The sequence below is a fragment of the Streptomyces sp. CNZ301 genome (genome assembly GCF_004217425.1).
The window spans coordinates 3427931-3449420 of the sequence record NZ_SHLG01000001.1 but is presented as its reverse complement, the minus strand read 5'-3'; the positions used below and the strand labels follow the sequence as shown (position 1 = coordinate 3449420).

The following is a 21490-nucleotide window of genomic DNA, read 5'->3' as shown; positions in this document are numbered from 1 at the left end:
CCATCCGGACGCATGGAAGCACCACAGTCCCCGGCGGCGTCCGAGCCGCTCACCGCCCGGCGCACCACCCTCGTACCGACGCCCGAGCGGATGCAGGAGGTGGGACGGCGCATCGCCGGGCTGCTCGGCCCCGGTGACCTCGTACTGCTCACGGGTGAACTCGGCGCGGGCAAGACCACGCTGGCACGCGGTCTCGGTGCCGCGCTCGGAGTGCGGGGCGACGTCACGTCGCCGACCTTCGTCATCGCGCGCGTGCATCCGCCGCTCGGTGACGGGCCGCCGCTCGTGCACGTGGACGCGTACCGGCTGGGCGGGCGCGGTCTGGAGGGAATGGACGACCTGGACCTCGACGTCTCGCTGCCGGAGTCGGTCGTGATCGTCGAGTGGGGCGAGGGAAGAGTCGAGGAGCTCTCCGAGGACCGGCTGCACGTGCTGATCGAGCGCAAGAGCGGTGAACACACGGACGCCGCCCCCCACGGCGGCCCGGACGAGGGCGCGGACGAGCACACCGCGGACGACGAGCGGACCGTGACGGTCACGGCCGTCGGCGAGCGGTGGCGCGGGGTGGATCTCTCCGTCCTCGGCTGACGTTCCAGCAGGCAGAACCCGTGCGGGCACGTTCCGACAGGGTGTCGGCAAGATGTTGCACGGGCGCTGCCGGGCATGGTCAGATGGTCCGGAGAGCGGGTTAGGTCTGCCTCACTTGGCACCACTCGACCCGCCCGCCCAGGAGCCACGGGGAGGAACCCATGCCCGCCGAAGACCGAGCGCGGAAGCCCGGCACGCTGCCGTCGGCTCCGGAGGAGACGGGCGTTTCGATGAGTGCGCTGCTCGCGTCCTGCGTGGCGGCGGACGCGGTATCGACTCCGCCGTCGGACGCCGCCGGGCACGCCTGGCACGCTGAGCATGCGGAACGCGGGAAGCCGGTGACGGTGGACGCCGACGAGGGCTCCAGCGATGCCGCCGGAAGCCCCGGGCGGCACCGTGGCCGGGACGCCGCCTGAGCGGGAACGTCCCGGGCGGGAAAGCCGCCGTGAGGGCGCCTCGTCAGCGGACCACTACGACCTTCGTGCCGATGGTGGCGAACAGCCACATGGCCTCGCCGTCCGCCCGTCGCTCCCGGATCCCGCCGGTCTGCTTCTGCGGGTCGGCCTCCGGGAACGACCCGTCGAGCGCGGAGCTGAACCCTATGGTCGTTCCCTGGCTGGTCGCGAAGCGCACCACGTTCTCCACCGGAACTCCGTCCGAGCCGGTCACGTGCGGCGCGCGGGATTCGACCTTGTAGGTCCCCGGTTTCGGGTCGACGGAGCTGGGCGCCACCCGGAAGGTGCGCTTCACCTCCTGATTCGGGCCCATCAGCCAGACCCGGTCCCGGTCCAGGTCGTACACGACCCGCTCGCCTGAGCCCGAGAACGCGGGGAGGTTGGTCTCCCGCTTCTTCTTCTCGCGCTCGGCCGGACCCCCGGAACCGCCGCGGGAGTCGGAGGAATCGGAGGAGCCCGCCTTGTCGCGGTCCTGCGCGGCGCTCGCCTGGTATGTGAAGAAGCCGATGACGGCGAGGGCCGCCGCCGTAAGGGCGGCCACTACCACTCCCGCGCTGCTGCCACGTGCCACCGTGCGCCGCCACCTCTCCGAGTCCGCATTTCGCAGCGTCGACGGTAGCAGCAGGGGGTGCGGAGCGGATCCGAGCGCCGGGCGCGCGGGAGCGGCATCTGCCTGCCACCGGGGGCGAGTCGGGGATCCCGAAGGCGAAGGGGCCGCGCTCCCGGCGAGTGCGCGGCGGTCCCGGCGTCCCCCTCGGCCGACGAGCGCCGCACCGGCTCCGGGAACGGCCGGCCTCGCCGGAGGCGCCCGGCTCCGCGCCTCCCTGTGCCCCCGCGCCTGCGCCCTCGCGTGCGGTGAGTCACCCGAAAGCGTCCAGCACGGCACCCCGGGACCGGCGGCCGTGCGTTCGCCGTAGGCTGGCTACCGTGCTGCTGCTAGCTCTCGACACCGCCACTCCGGCGGTCACCGTCGCGCTGTACGACACCGACGGTGACCGCCTCCTCGCGGCCTCCGACCAGACCGACGCCCGCCGCCACGGCGAGCTGCTGCTTCCCTCGGTCGACCGGGTGCTGCGCGAGGCCGGCCGCCCGCTCCAGGACGTCGACCGCATCGTCGTCGGTACGGGCCCCGGTCCGTACACGGGGCTGCGGGTCGGGCTGGCGACGGCCGAGTCCTTCGGCGCCGCCCTCGGCGTACCGGTGCTCGGCATGTGCACGCTCGACGGCATCGCGTACGCCTCCGGGCTGGAGGTCCCCTTCGTCGTGGCGACGGACGCCCGCCGCAAGGAGGTCTACTGGGCGCGGTACTCCGACGCCCGGACGCGACTGGGAGATCCGTCCGTCGACCGTCCCGGCGAGCTGCCCGCGGATGTCACGGCGATGCCCGCCGTCGGTGCCGGGGCACGGTTGTACGAGGAGGTCTTCGCGGGTCTGCGCACGGATCTCCCCCTCGACCAGTCGGCCGCGGCGCTCGCCTGCCTCGCCGCCGAGAGGCTCGCCAAGGGCGAGGAGTTCCCGCCGCCCCGGCCGCTCTACCTGCGCCGCCCCGACGCCCGCGTGCCCGCCAACTACAAGGTGGTCACGCCGAAGTGACCCGGACCGCCGCCGAGGACCGCCGCGGGGGCAGCGCCGGTGTCGTGCTCCGTGAGATGCGCTGGTGGGACATCGAGCGCGTGCTCGAACTCGAACGGATCCTCTTTCCCGAGGACGCCTGGTCGGCCGGCCTCTTCTGGTCGGAACTCGCGCACGCCCGCGGCCCCGGAGCAACCCGTCGCTACATCGTGGCGGAGGAACAGGACGCCGGGCCCGTGGGAGCCGGCACCGCGGACGCGACTGGCCGGACGGCCGGCGCCGGCCGCATGCTCGTCGGCTACGGCGGCCTGGCCGCCGTCGGCGGCACCGGCGACATCCAGACCATCGGCGTGCTCCCCTCCCACCGCGGCACCGGCCTCGGCGCCCGCCTGCTCGGCGAACTCCTCGCCGCGGCCGCAGGGTTCGCCTGCCACGAGGTGCTGCTGGAGGTCCGCGTGGACAACGCACCCGCCCAACGTCTCTACGAGCGCTTCGGCTTCACCCGGATCGGGCTCCGCCGCGGCTACTACCAGCCCGGCAACGTGGACGCCCTCGTGATGCGCCTGGAGAACCCCGCCCCCTCGACGAACTCCCAAGGAACGAAGACTCATGGCTGACGAACCCCTCGTCCTCGGCATCGAGACCTCTTGCGACGAGACCGGCGTCGGCATCGTCCGCGGCCACACGCTGCTCGCCGACGCCGTCGCCTCCAGCGTCGACGAGCACGCACGCTTCGGCGGCGTCGTCCCCGAGGTCGCCAGCCGAGCCCATCTGGAGGCGATGGTCCCCACCATCGAACGCGCCCTGCGCGACGCCGGCGTCGCCGCCTCCGACCTCGACGCCGTCGCGGTCACCGCGGGCCCGGGGCTCGCGGGCGCCCTTCTCGTCGGTGTCAGCGCCGCCAAGGCCTACGCGTACGCGCTCGGCAAGCCGCTGTACGGGGTCAACCACCTCGCGTCCCACATCTGCGTCGACCAGCTCGAACACGGTGCGCTTCCCGAACCGACCATGGCCCTGCTCGTCTCGGGCGGACACTCCTCGCTGCTGCTGGCGCCCGACATCACGGCGGACGTGCGTCCGCTCGGCTCGACCATCGACGACGCGGCGGGGGAGGCCTTCGACAAGGTGGCGCGCCTGCTCGATCTCGGCTTCCCGGGCGGCCCGGTCCTCGACCGGTACGCACGGGAGGGAAACCCCGACGCGATCGCGTTCCCGCGCGGTCTGACGGGTCCGCGCGACGCCCCGTACGACTTCTCCTTCTCGGGCCTCAAGACGGCCGTGGCCAGGTGGATCGAGGCCAGGCGCAACGCGGGGGAGGAGGTGCCCGTACGCGACGTGAGCGCGTCCTTCCAGGAAGCCGTCACCGATGTTCTGACGCGCAAGGCGATCCGGGCCTGCAAGGACGAGGGCGTGTCCCATCTGATGATCGGCGGCGGTGTCGCGGCCAACTCGCGCCTGCGCGCCATGGCCGAGGAGCGCTGCGCCGGCGCCGGTATCGAGCTGCGCGTGCCCCGTCCCAAGCTGTGCACGGACAACGGGGCGATGGTCGCGGCTCTCGGTGCCGAGATGGTCGCGCGCCGCCGCGCCGCCTCCGACTGGGACCTTCCCGCGGACTCCTCGCTCCCGGTCACCGAACCGCACCTGCCCGGCCAGGGGCACGCGCACGGGCACGGTCACACCCACGACCACGTGCACGATCTGAGCCGGGAGAACCTCTACTCATGACGGTCGCCCTGATGTGGGAGGCGAAGGCGGCCGAGGGCCGCGGCGGTGAGCTGCTCTCCTGGGCCCGTGCCCAGGAGCTGGACGGTTCCCCGCAGCGCCGGGAGACCTTCAGGGCTCCGGGTGGCCGCGTCCTGGTCATCACCTGGTGGTCCGCGGAGCTGTCCGAGAAGCTTCCCGAACTCCCGGACCCTCCAACGAAGTTGAGCGCCCGTCCGGTGCACCGCTGGCGGTTCGAACAGGTCTGAGGGCGCCCGGGGCAGGTGCCTGCGTGTCACTTCTCACGGAGCGTCAACAGGATCGGGAAATCCTGGACTTCGCGGTGATTCTGCCAACTGCCTCCGGAAGGATTCTGCCAACTACCTCCGGAAGACGCCTGGTTGCGTTCCGAGAGCTCGCGGACGGCTTCCCGACCGCACCATCCCTGGATCAACTCCGATCCGCCACGGGCCAGTTCGGTCAGGCCGCCGCCGGCGAACCGAGTGGATGTCCGAGCAGCACCGTGGGTGCGCCCGCGACCCGGGTGAGGAACACCGTGCATTCGCCCGGCCCTTCGAGCTTGAGCTTCTTTCGCAGCTCGGCCGGCTCCACCGCCGAGCCGCGCTTCTTGATGGTGGCCACGCCGATGCGGCGCTCGCGCAGCAGCGCCCGCAGCCGCTTCAGCTGGAATGGCAGCACATCGGTGATCGCGTAGCCGGTGGCGTACGGGGTGGAACGCGCCTCGTCGCACGTCACATAGGCGATCGTCGGGTCGATGAGCCTGCCGTCCAGATCCGCCGCCACTTCCGCCACGAGGTGCGCGCGCACCACCGCGCCGTCCGGTTCGTACAGGAAGCGGCCCACCGGCCCGACCGGCGGATCGGGCAGCCCCCGCGACGAGAGTGAACGCCCCGCGGGCAGCAATGTCGCCCGTACGGGGGAACTTTCCTCCGTGCCCGCGGCGCCGAACCACAGCACGGCCTCCTTGACGTCCCCCGAGTCCGAGATCCACTCCGCCTCCGCGTCGCCGGGAACCGCCTCGTGCGGAATGCCGGGCGCCACCTTCAGCGCCGAGTGCGGGAAGCGCCGTGCCGCCTCGACGGCCCATGACAGGGGCGGGGAGTACGCCTCGGGGTCGAAGATCCGGCCCTTGCCGCCCCGGCGCGCGGGATCCGCGAAGAGGGCGTCGCAACCCGAGACGTCGGCGTCCCCGACGTCCTGGCAGCGGACCTCGATGCGGTCGCCGAGCCCGAGCGCCGCGGCATTCGCCCGTACGACGTCGCACGTCAACGGATCGCTGTCGACGGCCAGTACGTGCATCCCGGCGCGCGCCAGTGCGATCGCGTCCCCGCCGATGCCGCAGCACAGATCTGCCGGACGCTCCACCCCCGACCGGCGGAAGCGCTCCGCCCGGTGGGCGGCGACGTTCGCCCGCGTCGACTGCTCCAGGCCGCCCGGTGTGAAGTACATCCTCGCTGCGTCCTCGGCGCCGAACTTCGCCGCCGCCCGCTGCCGCAGCCGTGCCTGGCCGAGGGCGGCCGACACCAGTTCCGGCGCATGCGTACGCCGCAGCCGCGTCGCCACGGCCAGCTCGCTCTCCGGCTCGTAGTGCTCCAACGAGCCCAGCAGCGCCTGTCCTTCATCGCCGAGCAACGCGGCGAACGCCTCACGGTCCACCACGGCATTCTCGCCTCCGGCGGCGCCCGGTTCCGCCTGGGGGCGGGGGGCGGCGGCACCGGCGCGACTGGCACTCTGGTTGACGGAGTGCTAACCGCGGCATAATGTCGGCTCTGGCACTCTCCCAATGCGAGTGCCAGACACAGCGACAGGAAGATCCGGCACCCGCGACGACGGATCTGCCAGGTCGCCACCCCAGACATAAGACCCCGTTATGAGATCTCCGAAGGGGGAGGTCGGATCGTGACGACCGCCAGCAAGGTTGCCATCAAGCCGCTCGAGGACCGCATTGTGGTCCAGCCGCTCGACGCCGAGGAAACCACGGCCTCGGGCCTGGTCATTCCTGACACCGCCAAGGAGAAGCCCCAGGAGGGCACGGTCCTGGCTGTCGGCCCGGGCCGCTTCGAGAACGGCGACCGTCTGCCGCTCGACGTGAACGTCGGCGACATCGTGCTGTACAGCAAGTACGGCGGCACCGAGGTGAAGTACAGCGGCGAGGAGTACCTCGTCCTCTCGGCTCGCGACGTTCTCGCGATCGTCGAGAAGTAAGTCACCGCAGCCGGAAGACATTTCTGATCCGCGCCCCGGTCCCTCCCGCATCGACTCGAGATGTACCGGGGCCGGGGCGCGGTTCGTCTGAGAGGACCCACAGCTCCCATGGCCAAGATCCTGAAGTTCGACGAGGACGCGCGCCGCGCCCTCGAGCGCGGCGTCGACAAGCTGGCCGACACCGTGAAGGTGACCATCGGCCCCAAGGGCCGCAACGTCGTCATCGACAAGAAGTTCGGCGCGCCCACCATCACCAACGACGGCGTCACCATCGCGCGTGAGGTCGAGGTCGAGGACCCCTACGAGAACCTCGGCGCCCAGTTGGTGAAGGAGGTGGCGACCAAGACCAACGACATCGCGGGTGACGGCACCACCACCGCCACCGTGCTCGCCCAGGCCCTGGTCCGCGAGGGTCTGCGCAACGTGGCCGCCGGCGCCTCGCCCGCGGCTCTGAAGAAGGGCATCGACGCCGCGGTCAAGGCCGTCTCCGACGACCTGATCGCCAACGCACGCCCGATCGACTCCAAGGAGGACATCGCCTCGGTCGCCGGTCTGTCCGCCCAGGACAAGCAGGTCGGTGAGCTGATCGCCGAGGCGATGGACAAGGTCGGCAAGGACGGTGTCATCACCGTCGAGGAGTCCCAGACCTTCGGCCTGGAGCTCGACTTCACCGAGGGCATGGCCTTCGACAAGGGCTACCTCTCGCCGTACATGGTCACCGACCAGGAGCGTATGGAGGCCGTCCTCGACGACCCGTACATCCTGATCCACCAGGGCAAGATCAGCTCCATCCAGGACATGCTGCCGCTGCTGGAGAAGATCATGCAGGCCGGCGGTTCCCGTCCGCTGCTGATCATCGCCGAGGACGTCGAGGGCGAGGCGCTCTCGACCCTGGTCGTGAACAAGATCCGCGGCACCTTCAGCGCCGTCGCCGTCAAGGCGCCCGGCTTCGGTGACCGCCGCAAGGCGATGCTCGGCGACATGGCGACACTGACCGGCGCCACCGTCATCGCCGAAGAGGTCGGCCTCAAGCTGGACCAGGCCGGGATGGACGTGCTCGGCTCCGCCCGCCGCGTCACCGTCACGAAGGACGACACGACGATCGTCGACGGTGCCGGCAAGCACGAGGACGTCGAGGCCCGCGTCGCTCAGATCAAGAGCGAGATCGAGGCCACCGACTCCGACTGGGACCGCGAGAAGCTCCAGGAGCGCCTGGCCAAGCTGGCCGGCGGCGTCTGCGTCATCCGCGTCGGTGCCGCGACCGAGGTCGAGCTCAAGGAGAAGAAGCACCGCCTGGAGGACGCGATCTCCGCGACCCGCGCGGCGGTCGAGGAGGGCATCGTCGCCGGCGGCGGCGCCAGCCTCGTCCACTCCGCGAAGGTCCTGGAAGGCTCGCTCGGCAAGACGGACGACGAGGCCACCGGTGTCGCCGTCGTGCGCCGTGCCGTGGTGGAGCCGCTGCGCTGGATCGCCGAGAACGCCGGCCTCGAGGGCTACGTCATCACCTCGAAGGTCTCCGAACTCGACCGCAACCAGGGCTTCAATGCGGCCACCGGCGACTACGGCGACCTGATCAAGGCCGGCGTCATCGACCCGGTCAAGGTCACGCGCTCCGCGCTGGAGAACGCGGCGTCGATCGCGTCGCTGATGCTCACGACCGAGACGCTGGTCGTCGAGAAGCCGGAAGAGGAAGAGCCGGCAGCGGCGGGCCACGGTCACGGCCACGCCCACTGACGCGTCACACGCAGAGGCCCGGTACCCGTCTCGCGGGGTACCGGGCCTTCGCGCGTACGGGCGTCCCGGCCGTGCCGTGGCTGTCAGCGGGGCCCGAACCGGCGGCCCGTCGTCGACGACGCCTTCGTCAGCAGGTCCCTGGGCAGGAGCCGCGCCGCGCCCATGAGCGCCTTGTAGCGGGCGTCCGGGATCGAGAGGCTCTTGCCGCGGGCCAGGTCCTTGATCGCCGCGTCGACCACGTCGTCCGCCTCCAGCCACATCCAGCCGGGCACGCTCCCGGTCTCCATCCCGGCCCGCTGGTGGAATTCCGTCCGCACGAACCCGGGGCACAGCGCCATCAGCCGCACACCCGAGCCCGCCAGGTCCTTGGCCACACCCTGCGTGAACTGCACGACCCACGCCTTGCTCGCCCCGTACGTCCCGCGCGGGACGAACGCGGCGACCGACGCGACGTTCAGGACACCTCCGCGCCCCCGCTCCCGCATGCGCTCCGCCGCGACCGAGGTGAGCCGCAGGACCGCCTCGCAGTGGACCTTGAGCATCGTCAGCTCGTCCTCGACGGGCACGTCCAGGAACGCGCCCTTGTTGCCGAAGCCGGCGTTGTTGACCAGCAGGTCCACGGGGTGTTCCCGGTCCCGCAGCCGCTCCTCGACAGCGGAGATCCCCTCGTCGGTGGCGAGGTCGGCGGCGAGCACGGACGCCTCGACGCCGTGCAGGTCGTGAAGGCGCGTCGCCTCCTGCGACAGCCGTTCCTTGTCGCGGGCGACCAGTACGAGGTGGTGCCCGTCCCGTGCGAGCCGTCGGGCGAAGGCGGCTCCGAGGCCGGCGGTCGCTCCCGTGATCAGCGCAGTCGTCATGAGGGCACGCTATCCGCGGGTCAACCGCCCGTGCGCCGCAGGGCATTGCGGCGGGCCTCCGGATGGAGGGCGTCGCCCGCGGCCAGCACGCGCGGGAGCAGCTCCGGCTCCCGCGTCAGTGCGCGGAAGAGGAAGCTCACGGTCACTTCGTGGCCGGGGCGGTGCACGACCTCGATCCCGTCGCCGCCGCACACCTGCCCGGGCTCGATCACCCGCAGATACGCCCCGGGCCGGGCCCTCTCGGTGAAGCGCTTGACCCAGCCCCGCTCCCCGAGCCGGCCCGCGAACGTACGGCAGGGAATGCGCGGTGCGGTCACCTCCAGCACCACCCGGCTTCCCACGAGCCAGCGCTCGCCGATGCGGGCGCCGTTGACGTCCAGCCCGCGGGTGGTCAGGTTCTCGCCGAACGAGCCGTTGTCCAGCGCCCGGCCGAGTACGTGCGCCCAGTCGTCGAGGTCTTCGCGCGAGAAGGCGTAAACGGCCTGGTCGTCGCCGCCGTGGTGGCGCATGTCGCCGATGGTGTCCCGCGCGAGGCCACTGCCGCCGGTGCCCTTCGGCCCGGGCGGGGCCACTTCGACGGGCCCGGGGGCGGGGCGCTTGTCGATGCCCGTCAGATTCCCCGGTGCGTCGGTGTACGAAGGGGCGTGCAGCGGCCTGGCGACATTGACGGAGAGCAATTTCATGAGCGTCAGGCTATGCGGGTGAATTTCCGCGGACGACCGGTTTCCGTACCGGCTCGGCAGATGTGCGGCGGGGCGAGGAACAGGACGAGACGTGGGCTACGGCGAGGACGGTCCGGCCTCTTGAGCGCTGACTCGGGCAAATACGTTTGTTCTCAATTCTGGCTGTCGGGCACGGCGACGAGCCTGCTGCGGGCACGCCCCATCAGTTCCTCGCGCTCGTCCTCGGTCAGTCCGCCCCATACCCCGTACGGCTCACGTACGGCCAGAGCGTGGGCGGCGCACTCCGAGCGGACCGGGCAGCGCATGCAGACTTCCTTGGCCGATGCCTCACGCGCACTGCGGGCGGCGCCGCGCTCGCCCTCGGGGTGGAAGAAGAGAGAGCTGTCGACTCCGCGGCAGGCGGCGAGCAGCTGCCAGTCCCACAGGTCGGCGTTGGGGCCCGGTAGGCGGGAGAAGTCTGCCATTGCGTGTCCTCTCGTCGGCGTACGTGGGGCTCGCTCTCGCTCCGTCCATTTATAGACAAATATGACTCATTGCGAACCTAGCCGAAAGAAAGCAAGAAGGAGCGCTAAGTCTGCTAAATAGGGCAAAAGGTAAAAGACGCCACTCGGGGAAACCCTTCAGCGCGACGCGGCAGATCTGTGTACGCGCGATCACGTAGAGTGCTGATGGCGGTGGCCGAAACCCGTAACTCTTTTGGGTGACCGTCGTTGAGTGTGCGGAGGCGGTTGGCGGAACGATCTCGGGCACTGTTGTCCGAGGGGTGTCAACCGCACAGGTGACGACTCGTAACAGCCTGGAGGCTCAAGGTGACGCGCATCAGCTGCGGAGGGCGGTCATGACATCCGTCCTCGTCTGTGACGATTCCCCGCTTGCCCGAGAGGCGCTCCGCCGCGCGGTCGCGACCGTGCCCGGCGTAGAGCGCGTGACGACGGCGGCCAACGGCGAGGAAGTCCTCCGCCGCTGGGGCGCCGACAGGTCCGACCTCATCCTCATGGATGTCCGCATGCCCGGTCTCGGTGGTGTTGAGACCGTGCGGCGGCTCCTGTCGGCCGACCCCGGTGCCCGCATCATCATGCTGACGGTGGCCGAGGACCTCGACGGCGTCGCACTCGCCGTGGCAGCCGGCGCCCGCGGCTACCTGCACAAGGACGCCTCGCGCGCCGAGTTGCGCGCCACGGTCACGCAGGCGCTCGCGGACCCGACGTGGCGGCTCGCGCCGCGCCGGCTGCGTTCGGCCGAGATGGGTGCCGCCCCGACCCTCACCGCCCGAGAGATCCAGGTGCTGGAGGGCATGAGCCACGGCAGGTCCAACGCCGAGATCGGCCGGGAGCTCTTCCTCTCCGAGGACACGGTGAAGACCCACGCACGGCGGCTGTTCAAGAAGCTCGGCGCATCGGACCGGGCCCACGCCGTGGCCCTCGGTTTCCGCTGGGGTCTCGTCCGATAGATAGCTCACGTTCGCCCATTGCCCGCCCGTCCCCGCCTGCGAAGTTGCGTGATCCGCGATGCGCGGGGCCGGCCCGGGGGGGAAGGGCGGGGTGGCGTATGAGGCCCAGGAATCCCGCGCGTGCCGCATGCTTGTCGTATGGAGTTCCTCGGGGACCGGTCGGTCATGCGTGAGGGGAGGGCGCGGGAGATGAGGGTCAGCACCCCTGCTCATAACGCTTCGGTGCACAACCAAGGACGCGGCGCGACGGATCCCGGGGCCCAGGTGCACCATGGACCGATGCGCAACGACGGGTCCGACGACAACGCGGTCGTGAGCGCACTCGTACGACGCGCCAGGGAGGGCGACGAGCAGGCCACGCACGATCTCCTCGCCCACGTGCATCCGCTGGCGCTGCGGTACTGCCGCAGGCGGCTGACCCGACTCCCCGGCGACGCACGGCACTTCGTGGACGACCTGGCGCAGGAGGTCTGCATCGCGGTGCTCTGCGCCCTCCCGCGTTACCGCGACACGGGGAAGCCCTTCGAAGCCTTCGTCGTGGCCATCGCCCAGCACAAGATCGCCGACCTGCAGCGGGCCGCCATGCGTGGCCCCGGCCAGACCGCGGTGCCCTCCGACGAGATGCCCGAGCAGCCGGACGATTCGCTCGGTCCGGAGGAGCGCGCGCTGCTCAGCAGCGACGCGGCGTGGGCCAAGCAACTGCTCGCGAACCTTCCGCAGCATCTGCGCGAACTCGTGCTGCTGCGCGTCGCGGTCGGGCTCACCGCCGAGGAGACCGGCGAGATGCTCGGGATGTCGCCGGGTGCGGTGCGTGTCGCACAGCACAGGGCGCTGAGCAGGCTGAGGGCACTGGCCGAGCAGTAGGCCTGTGCCGTTTAGCATGGACTTTCACCCTGGGCAAGCATTGGAAGGTGTCATGACAGCGAACGACGGAGTCGCAACCGAGGCCGGAGTCCCCGCGAAATTCGCCATGCTCGGCCTGACGTTCGACGATGTCCTGCTGCTGCCCGGCGAGTCGGACATGGCTCCCGGTGACATCGACACCTCCTCGCGGATCTCCCGCAACGTCCGCGTGAACGTGCCGCTGCTGTCGGCCGCGATGGACAAGGTCACCGAGGCGCGGATGGCCATCGCCATGGCCCGCCAGGGCGGCGTCGGCGTGCTCCACCGGAATCTCTCGATCGAGGACCAGGCGGCCCAGGTCGACAGGGTCAAGCGTTCCGAGTCGGGCATGGTCACCGACCCCATCACGATCCGTCCGGACGCCACGCTCGGCGACGCCGACGTGCTGTGCGGCCGCTTCCGCATCAGTGGCGTGCCGGTCACCGACGACGCGGGCAAGCTGCTCGGCATCGTCACGAACCGCGACATGGCGTTCGAGTCGGACCGCGACCGTCCTGTGCGCGAGTTGATGACGCCGATGCCGCTGGTCACCGGCAAGGTCGGGATCTCGCGGAACGACGCGATGGAACTGCTGCGCCGTCACAAGATCGAGAAGCTGCCGCTGGTCGACGACGAGGGTGTGCTCAAAGGGCTCATCACCGTCAAGGACTTCGTGAAGGCGGAGCAGTATCCGTATGCCGCGAAGGACGCGGAGGGCCGCCTCGTCGTGGGTGCGGCGGTCGGTGTCGCGGGCGACGCGTACGAGCGGGCGCAGGCCCTGATCGAGGCTGGTGTGGACTTCGTCGTGGTGGACACGGCGCACGGTCACTCGCGGCTCGTCGGCGACATGGTCTCCAAGATCAAGTCCAATTCGCCGGTCGACGTCGTCGGCGGCAACGTCGCCACCCGTGACGGTGCGCAGACGCTGATCGACGCCGGCGCCGACGGCATCAAGGTCGGTGTCGGGCCGGGCTCCATCTGCACGACGCGCGTCGTCGCGGGCATCGGGGTCCCGCAGGTCACGGCCATTTACGAGGCGTCGCTCGCCGCGCGGGAGGCCGGGGTCCCCGTCATCGGCGACGGCGGCCTCCAGTACAGCGGCGACATCGCCAAGGCCCTTGTGGCCGGCGCCGACACGGTGATGCTCGGCTCGCTGCTCGCCGGCTGCGAGGAGTCGCCGGGCGAGCTGCTGTTCATCAACGGCAAGCAGTTCAAGTCCTACCGGGGCATGGGCTCGCTGGGTGCGATGCAGACGCGCGGCGAGCAGAAGTCGTACTCGAAGGACCGCTACTTCCAGGAGGAGGTCGGCGGCGACGACAAGCTCATCCCGGAGGGCGTCGAGGGACAGGTGCCCTACCGGGGCCCGTTGGGCGCCGTGGTGCACCAACTGGTCGGCGGGCTCAAGCAGTCGATGTTCTACGTCGGCGGGCGGAGTGTGCCGGATCTGAAGGAGCGCGGCCGGTTCGTGCGCATCACCTCGGCGGGGCTCAAGGAGAGCCATCCCCACGATGTGCAGATGACGACCGAGGCGCCGAACTACTCACGCCGCTGAGCGCCCGCCACCCACGGGGCCTGAGGGCGCCGCGTGTCGGTGATACTGGAGCGGCACAGCACAGCGCACGGCGAGAAGGGCTTCACAGGTGACTGAGATCGAGATCGGACGCGGCAAGCGCGGACGCCGGGCGTACGCCTTCGACGACATTGCTGTGGTGCCGAGCCGCCGCACGCGCGACCCCAAAGAGGTGTCGATCGCCTGGCAGATCGACGCCTACCGCTTCGAACTGCCGTTCATGGCCGCGCCGATGGATTCGGTCGTCTCACCCGCCACCGCGATCCGCATCGGCGAGCTGGGCGGGCTCGGTGTGCTCAACCTCGAGGGGCTCTGGACGCGTTACGAGGACCCCGAGCCCCTTCTCGCCGAGATCGCCGAGCTGGACGAGCGCACGGCGAACCGCCGGATGCAGGAGATCTACGCCGAGCCGGTCAAGGAGGACCTGATCGGTGAGCGGATCAAGGAGGTGCGTGACGCGGGCGTGGTGACGGCCGCCGCGCTCTCGCCGCAGCGTACGGTCCAGTTCTCGAAGGCCGTTGTCGACGCGGGCGTCGATCTGTTCGTCATCCGCGGCACCACCGTCTCCGCGGAGCACGTCTCCGGGGCGTCGGAGCCGCTCAACCTCAAGCAGTTCATCTACGAGCTGGACGTGCCCGTCATCGTGGGGGGTTGCGCGACGTACACGGCGGCGCTGCACCTGATGCGTACGGGCGCGGCGGGCGTGCTGGTCGGCTTCGGCGGCGGAGCCGCGCACACCACGCGCAACGTGCTCGGCATCCAGGTGCCGATGGCGACGGCTGTGGCCGATGTGGCGGCCGCGCGCCGCGACTACCTCGACGAGTCGGGCGGCCGGTATGTGCACGTCATCGCGGACGGTGGCGTCGGCTGGTCCGGCGACCTGCCCAAGGCCGTCGCCTGCGGCTCGGACGCGGTGATGATGGGCTCGCCGCTGGCCCGGGCCACGGACGCACCGGGGCGCGGGCACCACTGGGGCATGGAGGCCGTGCACGAGGACGTGCCGCGTGGCAAGCGCATGGACCTTGGCGCGGTCGGCACCACGGAGGAGATCCTGCTCGGCCCGTCGCACACCCCGGACGGCTCGATGAACTTCTTCGGCGCCCTGCGCCGCGCGATGGCGACGACCGGCTACTCGGAGCTGAAGGAGTTCCAGCGCGTCGAGGTGACGGTGGCCCGGTAGCACCCGCGGCGCAGGTCGCGTTGCAGGGCGGCGGCACAGAGCGGCGGCACAGAGCGGGCTTGAGCACAGTGGCACCCGTCCGGTCCGGGCGGTTCCCTCTCGGCACCGTGAACGGACGTCAGTCCGCGGAGCCGGCCTTCGGAACGAGCACGAGCTGGGTCTGGGTGGTCTGACCGCAGAGGCGGTTCTCGTCGTCCCGCAGGTCGGTCTGCACCACCACGACGGTGCGTCCGGTGTGCAGGGGACGGGCTTCGGCGTGGACTCGGCCCGCGGACACGGGCCGCAGGAAGTTGGTCTTGGACTCCACCGTGGAAGTACCCGCCCCTGCGGGCAGGTTGAGGTACGCACACACGGCCCCGACGGAGTCGGCCAGCGCCATCAGGGCTCCTCCATGGAGAACGCCGGCCACGGTGCACTTCTCGGGGGACCAGGAGAGGCAGCCGAGGACGCGGTTCGCGGTGGCGTCCTGAAGTTCGATCCCGAGTTGAGCCGCGAAGGGCATGGAAGTCAGGAGCTCGGCCGGGAGGGGCCGGGTCTTTTCGGTGTCGGTCACGGTTCTCCCGTCGACGGGGCGGACGAGGCCGGGTGCCGTTCTGCTGGGGCGGTGAACAAGTCTGGCAGCCGTGAGCGCGCTTCTCCACGGCGGATCAAACCGCTCTGCGCCCCGGCCGCGGGGCGTATGCAGCGGCGCCCGCGGCGGGCCTTCGCCCGCTCGCCCGCCGCCCGCGTCACAGGCGGTGTGCGGCGCCCGTGGGGCTGGCTCCCCTTGTGTCGAAGAGCAGTCGGGCCTTCGCGGCCAGCCCTTGCAGGTCGTACCTGCGGTGGTGCTGGAGCAGCACGGTGAGGTCGGCGGCCGCGGCGGCCTCGTAGAGGGAATCGGCGCGCGGCACGGGCTGGTCGGCGACCTGCCACTGCATGACGTACGGGTCGTGAAAGCTCAGCTGCGCACCGAGTTGCTTGAGCCGCAGTGCCACCTCGCGTGCCGGCGCACCTTCCTGGTCGGGCAGGTCGGGCTTGTACGTGACGCCGAGCAGCAGTACGCGAGCTCCGCGTGCCGACTTGCCGTGCTCGTTGAGGAGTTCGGCGGCGCGCTGGCACACGTACCGCGGCATGCGCCCGTTGACCTCCTGGGCGAGTTCGACCATGCGCAGCGGATAGCCCAGTGAACGGCTGCGGTACGCAAGGTAGTTGGGGTCGATGGAGACGCTGTGGCCACCGACTCCGGGTCCGGGACGGAAGGCCTTGAAGCCGAACGGTTTGGTCTCGGCGCAGCGGATGACGTCCCACAGGTCGACGCCGATGTCGTGGCAGAAGACGGCCATCTCGTTCACCAGCGCGATGTTGACCTGGCGGAAGTTGGTCTCCAGCACCTTCACCGTCTCCGCCTCGCGCGGCCCGCGTGCCCGTACGACCTTTCCGGCGAGCCGCCCGTAGAAGGCGGCGGCCCGCTCCGTACAGGCGGGTGTCAGGCCGCCGATGACCTTGGGGGTGTTGGCGTAGCCGTAGCGGCGGCTGCCCGGGTCGAGCCGGGCGGGGGAGTAGGCGAGATGGAAGTCACGGCCGGCGCGCAGGCCGGAGCCTTCTTCGAGCAGCGGTTTGAGGATTTCTTCCGTACTGCCCGGGTAGACCGCGGACTCGAGCACGACGGTCGTGCGGGGGCGCAGGTGAGAGGCGAGAGTTTGAGCTGTGGCGCGCACCGCGTCCAGGTTGAGCGCGCGGTCGGGCCCTAGGGACGTCGGGGCGCAGATGAGGGCCGTGCGGACGTGGCTGAGGACTTCGGGGTCGGTCGTGGCGCGGAAGCCCCGGGAGATCATGCGGCGGACCCCGGCGGCGGTGATGATGCCGTCGGCGGGCGGCCTGCCCGCGTTGAGGCCGGCGACGGTCTCCTCGTCCGCGTCGTAGCCGATGGTCTCGATCCCCGCGGCGACGGCGGCCTGTGCGACCGGAAGACCCGAATGGCCCAGTCCGAGGACGGCGAGATCTGCGGGCATTGCTGCGGACATCCTTCCCCTTGCTTCCCTCGCTGGGGTGGCGAGGCCCCGTGCGTGCCGTTCCGGGGGGCGGTCCCCGAAGATCGCGTCGAACTGCCCGGTCCGGTGCTGTGCGGCGCTATAGCAAGTTAATCGGCAATATGACGGATATCTGGGATTACCCGCTCTGCGGCGCCCGCAGCGCGGCCGAAGTCAGGGAATTGGAGGACCATCGGCGGGGGAACACTGCCTACGTTCTTATCAACCACCACTACAAGCACACCGACGGACGCACGACCCACGGGAGGCAGCGGTGAGGACGGCGACACTGGGACCGGAGCAGCGCGTACGGGCGCTGGCGCAGATGTCCGAGCACGAACTCGACGTGCTGGTCGTCGGTGGTGGCATCGTCGGCGCCGGTACCGCGCTGGACGCCGTCACGCGCGGACTGTCCACCGGGATCGTCGAGGCGAACGACTGGGCATCGGGTACCTCCAGCCGCTCCAGCAAGCTGATCCACGGCGGACTCCGCTATCTGGAGATGCTGGACTTCGCCCTCGTGAGAGAGGCGCTCAAGGAGCGCGGGCTGCTGCTCCAGCGCATCGCGCCGCACCTGGTGAAGCCGGTGCCGTTCCTCTACCCGTTGCAGCACAAGGCCTGGGAGCGGCTCTACGCCGGTTCGGGCGTGGCCATGTACGACATCATGTCGCTCTCCTCGGGGCACGGGCGCGGGCTTCCCCGGCACCGGCACCTCAGCAGGCGTCACGCCCTGCGCGTGGCACCGGCGTTGAGGAAGGACGCGCTGGTCGGTGCACTGCAGTACTACGACGCACAGATGGACGACGCCCGGTACGTCGCGACGGTGGTCCGCACCGCCGCCGCGTACGGGGCGCACGCCGCGAACCGGGCGCAGGTCGTGGGCTTCCTCCGCGAGGGCGAGCGCGTCGTCGGGGCGCGGGTGAAGGACCTGGAGCTCGGCGGCGAGTACGAGGTGCGTGCCCGGCAGGTCGTCAACTCCACCGGTGTGTGGACGGACGACACACAGGGGCTGATCGCCGAGCGGGGCCAGTTCCACGTGAAGGCCTCGAAGGGCATCCACCTGGTCGTGCCGAAGGACCGGATCAACTCGACGACCGGGCTGATCCTGCGCACCGAGAAGAGCGTGCTGTTCGTCATCCCGTGGGGTCGGCACTGGATCGTCGGCACCACCGACACCAGCTGGGATTTGGACAAGAGGCACCCGGCGGCGTCGAGTGCCGACATCGACTATCTGCTGGACCACGTCAATGCGGTGCTCGCGGTGCCGCTGACGCGCAACGACGTGGAGGGCGTGTACGCGGGCCTGCGTCCGCTGCTGGCCGGCGAGTCGGAGGCGACGAGCAAGCTGTCGAGGGAGCACACGGTCGCACATCCGGTTCCGGGGATGGTCGTCGTCGCGGGCGGCAAGTACACGACGTACCGCGTTATGGCGAAGGACGCCGTGGACGAGGCGGTGCACGGGCTGGACCGCCGCGTCGCGGACTGCGTCACCGAGGAGGTGCCGCTCGTCGGCGCCGAGGGCTATCACGCGCTGTGGAACGGGCGGGCCCAACTGGCCGCCCGTACGGGCCTGCATGTAGCGCGTGTGGAGCATCTCCTCAACCGGTACGGCACGTTGACGGAGGAGCTGCTCCAACTCGTCGCCGAGGAACCGAAGCTGGGCGAGCCGCTGCCGGCCGCGGACGACTACCTCAAGGCGGAGGTCGTCTACGCGTGCACCCACGAGGGCGCGCGGCACATCGGCGACGTCCTCACCCGCCGTACGCGCATCTCGATCGAGACGTTCGACCGCGGCGTGCGCAGCGCCCGCGAGGTCGCCGAGCTGATGGCAACGGTCCTCGGCTGGGACGCGGACCAGATCGACCGCGAGGTCGAGTACTACGAGAAGCGCGTCGAGGCGGAGCGTGAGTCGCAGCTCCAGCCGGACGATCTGACGGCGGACGCCGCACGGTTGGGAGCGCCGGACATCGCGCCGGTGTGAGGTGCGGCGCCGAGAGCTGGGGGAGCCGGCTTGCGTCTGTGCGCGGGTCGGCCCTTGTGGCCGTGGTGCTTCCGGACGTTCGGCATGCAGGCGTTGAGGGAACTTCTCCGGGTCGTCGCGTGGGTTGGCGTGGAGCTTGCCGCGCCGAGCGACGTCGGGACGCCGCGTCGACGACGTGGCTCTGCACGGTGGGTGCGAGTGGGCGGACCGGGCCCCGCTCACCGGCGCCGCATGAGTAGGCGGCACCCGGGTGGGGCACCCGCACTTCCGTTGCTCCGACGGCGTCCGCGGCGATGCGCGGGGCGGCGTGTGCGACGGCGTCGTGCTGCCCGGTTGCGGCGCCCCCGGACGCGATGTGACGGCACGATGGTTCACAATGAGAGCCGGGCTGGGGTGGGCCATCGCTGAGGGGATACAAGGGGATTCATGAGCGAGCACGAGGGTCGGCTGGTAGGAGGTCGCTATCGGCTCGGGGGAGTCCTCGGCCGTGGTGGCATGGGCACCGTGTGGCGCGGCGAGGACGAGGTCCTGGGCCGTTCGGTCGCCGTGAAGGAGCTCCGTTTCCCCTCGAGCGTCGAGGAGGACGAGAAGCAGCGGCTCATCACCCGTACTCTGCGCGAGGCGAAGGCGATCGCGCGTATCCGCAGCGGCAGTGCTGTGACGGTCTTCGACGTGGTCGACGAGGACGACCGGCCGTGGATCGTGATGGAGCTCGTCGAGGGCGGTTCGCTCGCCGATCACATCCGCACCGAAGGGCCGCTCACTCCGCAGCGCGCCGCGGAGGTCGGGCTCGCCGTGCTCGATGTGCTGCGTGCCGCGCACCGCGAAGGCGTCCTGCACCGCGATGTGAAGCCGTCCAACGTGCTGCTGGAGGATGTCACGGGACGTGTGGTGCTCACCGACTTCGGCATCGCGAAGGTCGAGGGCGACCCGTCGGTCACGTCGACGGGCATGCTCGTGGGCGCTCCCTCGTACATCTCTCCCGAGCGGGCCCGCGGGAAGCCGCCGGGGCCGCCGGCCGACCTGTGGTCGCTCGGCGCCCTGCTGTACGCGGCGGTCGAGGGCCATCCCCCGTACGACAAGGGTTCGGCCATATCGACTCTGACGGCGGTGATGACGGAGGACGTGCCGCCGCCGGAGCAGGCAGGTGAGCTCGAGGAAGTGATCTTCGGGCTGCTCACGAAGGACCCGGACAAGCGACTCGACGTGGCGGGCGCACGCGCACTGCTGGAACCGGTGGCCCTCGGGAGGCACGGCGCGGGCGCCGGTGCCGCTGCCGCGCAGGACGGCGGTACGACGGCCGTGCTGCCGCCGAAGCCGGACGGCACCGAGGGCGACGCCTCCGAGGCCGCAGAGGCCGCAGAGGCCGGGCGCGGCGACGGTGGCAGGAAGCAGGGCGCCGAGCCCGGTGAGGGCGAGGGGAAGCCGGCGTTTGCGCGTGGCACTTCGAAGAAGGCGGCTTCGCGCGGCGCGTCGGGCGCGGCGGTCGCGGGTGCCGCGGCTGCGGGTGCCGCGGGTTCAGCCTCCGCGGCCGGCGACGCCGAATCCGGCGGCGCTGCGGGCGGCGACGGTGACGAGTCCTCGGCGCCCGTCGGCTCCGGCGCACTCGCACGCAGCGGTGACACGGAGGCAGCGCATGCCTCGACGGGTTCCGGGGACGGCACGGGAGGGGCGGCGACGGGCGTATCGCGGCTCGCGGGCCGCGTCTCTCGCCGCTCGCTGGCCATCGTGGCCGTGGCGGCGGTCGCCGTGCTGACGCTGATCGCGGTCCTCGCTCTCAATTACGGCGGCGGTGGCGAGGGCGGCGACAACTCCTCGAAGGACACGTCGAGTTCGGGTGCCGGAGGCGCCGAACGTGACAAGGGCGAAGGCGGCGGCAGCACCAAGAAGGAGGACAAGGGCGGCGAGGACAAGGGGAGTGCGTCCCCTGATCCGAGTGCCTCCTCCGGCAGCGGCGAGGACGAGGAGGAGCCCGGGGCGGAGCCCTCACTCCCCGAGGACTACGAGCAAGTCACCGACAAGCGCTTCCACTTCAGCATGGCGATGCCGGAGGACTTCGAGCGTTCGGGAGTCGCCGGAGCCAACTCGGGCGCCAAGTACTCCGACGGCGGACTGCCCAAGCTCCAGGTGGACTTCAGCCCCAAGCCGCTGAAGGACGCCGCAGCCGGATGGCGCGACCTGGAGCCGTCCGTGAGGAGCAACAGCAGCGGGTACCGGCAGATCAGCATCAAGAGCAAGGACTGGCGGGGCTACCCGACCGTCGGCGACTGGCTGTTCGAGCGCGACGAGGACGGCACCAAGGTGCGGGTGCTCAACCGCGGTTTCCGGGTGGACGATTCACACGGCTACGCGATCATGATTACGTGCCGGGCGGACAAGTGGGACGACAAGGAGTGCAAGACGCTCCGCAAGACGGCGTTCAGCACGTTCAAGCCGCTCACCTGAAGTCTCACCCGACGGGGTTCCCGGCCCGCGGCGCGGGGGACGTTCGGGTTGAGGCCGAATCGGGCAAGCGTTTCACGTGAGTGAGGTCTGCTGCGGCGCGCGTGCGGCCGGAGAGTCACCGAGTCCGCCCGCGCCGGACAGCTCGGGCACGTATCGT

Annotated in this window: 21 protein-coding genes; 14 read left to right on the top strand and 7 right to left on the bottom strand. The window is 70.7% G+C overall.

Features of this window, described 5'->3' with window-relative positions; genetic code table 11:
* Positions 1-12: 12 nt before the first annotated feature.
* Together tsaE and EV375_RS14755 are read left to right on the top strand one after the other, a co-directional pair.
* On the top strand, positions 13-588 hold the full coding sequence (tsaE, locus tag EV375_RS14760) for a tRNA (adenosine(37)-N6)-threonylcarbamoyltransferase complex ATPase subunit type 1 TsaE (protein ID WP_130299860.1): 576 nt from the start codon (positions 13-15) through the stop codon (positions 586-588).
* A 161-nt stretch (positions 589-749) separates the two neighbouring features.
* Entirely contained in the window at positions 750-1004 is a 255-nt protein-coding gene (locus EV375_RS14755) for a hypothetical protein (protein WP_130299859.1), read from the top strand.
* Positions 1005-1047: 43 nt separating this feature from the next.
* Here EV375_RS14755 and EV375_RS14750 read toward each other — a convergent pair whose 3' ends face one another.
* On the bottom strand, positions 1048-1614 hold the full coding sequence (locus tag EV375_RS14750; RefSeq protein ID WP_130299858.1) for a hypothetical protein: 567 nt from the start codon (positions 1612-1614) through the stop codon (positions 1048-1050).
* 356 nt (positions 1615-1970) lie between these two features.
* Here EV375_RS14750 and tsaB point away from each other — a divergent pair, with 356 nt between their 5' ends.
* From tsaB to EV375_RS14730, 4 genes are read left to right on the top strand one after another with little or no spacing between them, the layout of a single operon-like run.
* Complete coding sequence (gene tsaB, locus EV375_RS14745) at positions 1971-2636, top strand: tRNA (adenosine(37)-N6)-threonylcarbamoyltransferase complex dimerization subunit type 1 TsaB (RefSeq protein ID WP_130299857.1); 666 nt, start codon at positions 1971-1973, stop codon at positions 2634-2636.
* 56 nt (positions 2637-2692) lie between these two features.
* Complete coding sequence (gene rimI / locus EV375_RS14740; RefSeq protein WP_130301855.1) at positions 2693-3232, top strand: ribosomal protein S18-alanine N-acetyltransferase; 540 nt, start codon at positions 2693-2695, stop codon at positions 3230-3232.
* Positions 3225-4340 (top strand): tRNA (adenosine(37)-N6)-threonylcarbamoyltransferase complex transferase subunit TsaD, encoded by a 1116-nt coding sequence (gene tsaD / locus EV375_RS14735; protein ID WP_130299856.1) that lies wholly within the window; start codon positions 3225-3227, stop codon positions 4338-4340. Before rimI ends, tsaD begins: the two co-directional genes overlap by 8 nt.
* Positions 4337-4585 (top strand): hypothetical protein, encoded by a 249-nt coding sequence (locus EV375_RS14730; RefSeq protein WP_130299855.1) that lies wholly within the window; start codon positions 4337-4339, stop codon positions 4583-4585. The genes tsaD and EV375_RS14730 overlap by 4 nt, the downstream gene beginning before the upstream one ends.
* Before the next feature lie 211 nt (positions 4586-4796).
* Here EV375_RS14730 and EV375_RS14725 read toward each other — a convergent pair whose 3' ends face one another.
* Positions 4797-5996, bottom strand: coding sequence for a THUMP-like domain-containing protein (locus EV375_RS14725; RefSeq protein WP_130299854.1), 1200 nt, complete (start codon positions 5994-5996; stop codon positions 4797-4799).
* Between the two features lie 237 nt (positions 5997-6233).
* Between EV375_RS14725 and groES the strand changes: the two genes are divergently transcribed.
* Both groES and groL read left to right on the top strand, forming a co-directional pair.
* Positions 6234-6542: a co-chaperone GroES gene (gene groES / locus EV375_RS14720; RefSeq protein WP_028431119.1), complete on the top strand. Its 309-nt coding sequence runs from the start codon at positions 6234-6236 to the stop codon at positions 6540-6542.
* A gap of 108 nt (positions 6543-6650) precedes the next feature.
* On the top strand, positions 6651-8276 hold the full coding sequence (gene groL, locus EV375_RS14715) for a chaperonin GroEL (RefSeq protein ID WP_130299853.1): 1626 nt from the start codon (positions 6651-6653) through the stop codon (positions 8274-8276).
* A gap of 83 nt (positions 8277-8359) precedes the next feature.
* Here groL and EV375_RS14710 read toward each other — a convergent pair whose 3' ends face one another.
* The 3 genes from EV375_RS14710 to EV375_RS14700 form a co-directional block, all read right to left on the bottom strand.
* Positions 8360-9133 (bottom strand): SDR family NAD(P)-dependent oxidoreductase, encoded by a 774-nt coding sequence (locus EV375_RS14710; RefSeq protein WP_130299852.1) that lies wholly within the window; start codon positions 9131-9133, stop codon positions 8360-8362.
* 20 nt (positions 9134-9153) lie between these two features.
* Positions 9154-9816: an MOSC domain-containing protein gene (locus tag EV375_RS14705; protein ID WP_130299851.1), complete on the bottom strand. Its 663-nt coding sequence runs from the start codon at positions 9814-9816 to the stop codon at positions 9154-9156.
* 152 nt (positions 9817-9968) lie between these two features.
* The gene (locus EV375_RS14700; protein ID WP_055485864.1) at positions 9969-10280 is read right to left on the bottom strand and encodes a WhiB family transcriptional regulator; all 312 of its coding nucleotides are present in this window, start codon (positions 10278-10280) and stop codon (positions 9969-9971) included.
* A gap of 374 nt (positions 10281-10654) precedes the next feature.
* On the opposite strand from EV375_RS14700, the gene EV375_RS14695 reads away from it, so the two are divergent.
* The 4 genes from EV375_RS14695 to EV375_RS14680 all read left to right on the top strand — a co-directional run bounded on the left by EV375_RS14695 (position 10655) and on the right by EV375_RS14680 (position 14898).
* Positions 10655-11266: a response regulator transcription factor gene (locus EV375_RS14695; RefSeq protein WP_003948568.1), complete on the top strand. Its 612-nt coding sequence runs from the start codon at positions 10655-10657 to the stop codon at positions 11264-11266.
* A gap of 279 nt (positions 11267-11545) precedes the next feature.
* On the top strand, positions 11546-12130 hold the full coding sequence (gene shbA, locus EV375_RS14690) for an RNA polymerase sigma factor ShbA (RefSeq protein WP_486588488.1): 585 nt from the start codon (positions 11546-11548) through the stop codon (positions 12128-12130).
* Positions 12131-12182: 52 nt separating this feature from the next.
* Complete coding sequence (gene guaB, locus EV375_RS14685; RefSeq protein WP_130299850.1) at positions 12183-13700, top strand: IMP dehydrogenase; 1518 nt, start codon at positions 12183-12185, stop codon at positions 13698-13700.
* A gap of 88 nt (positions 13701-13788) precedes the next feature.
* Positions 13789-14898, top strand: a complete 1110-nt coding sequence (locus tag EV375_RS14680) for a GuaB3 family IMP dehydrogenase-related protein (RefSeq protein WP_130299849.1) — start codon at positions 13789-13791, stop codon at positions 14896-14898.
* A gap of 118 nt (positions 14899-15016) precedes the next feature.
* Here EV375_RS14680 and EV375_RS14675 read toward each other — a convergent pair whose 3' ends face one another.
* Both EV375_RS14675 and EV375_RS14670 read right to left on the bottom strand, forming a co-directional pair.
* Positions 15017-15400 (bottom strand): PaaI family thioesterase, encoded by a 384-nt coding sequence (locus EV375_RS14675; RefSeq protein ID WP_130301853.1) that lies wholly within the window; start codon positions 15398-15400, stop codon positions 15017-15019.
* A gap of 226 nt (positions 15401-15626) precedes the next feature.
* Positions 15627-16889 carry a nucleotide sugar dehydrogenase gene (locus EV375_RS14670; protein WP_130299848.1) on the bottom strand — a complete coding sequence of 421 codons (1263 nt, stop codon included), beginning with the start codon at positions 16887-16889 and terminating at the stop codon, positions 15627-15629.
* Between the two features lie 292 nt (positions 16890-17181).
* Here EV375_RS14670 and EV375_RS14665 point away from each other — a divergent pair, with 292 nt between their 5' ends.
* The gene (locus tag EV375_RS14665; RefSeq protein ID WP_130299847.1) at positions 17182-18888 is read left to right on the top strand and encodes a glycerol-3-phosphate dehydrogenase/oxidase; all 1707 of its coding nucleotides are present in this window, start codon (positions 17182-17184) and stop codon (positions 18886-18888) included.
* Between the two features lie 426 nt (positions 18889-19314).
* Positions 19315-21333, top strand: a complete 2019-nt coding sequence (locus EV375_RS14660) for a serine/threonine-protein kinase (RefSeq protein ID WP_130299846.1) — start codon at positions 19315-19317, stop codon at positions 21331-21333.
* The last annotated feature ends 157 nt before the right edge of the window (positions 21334-21490 follow it).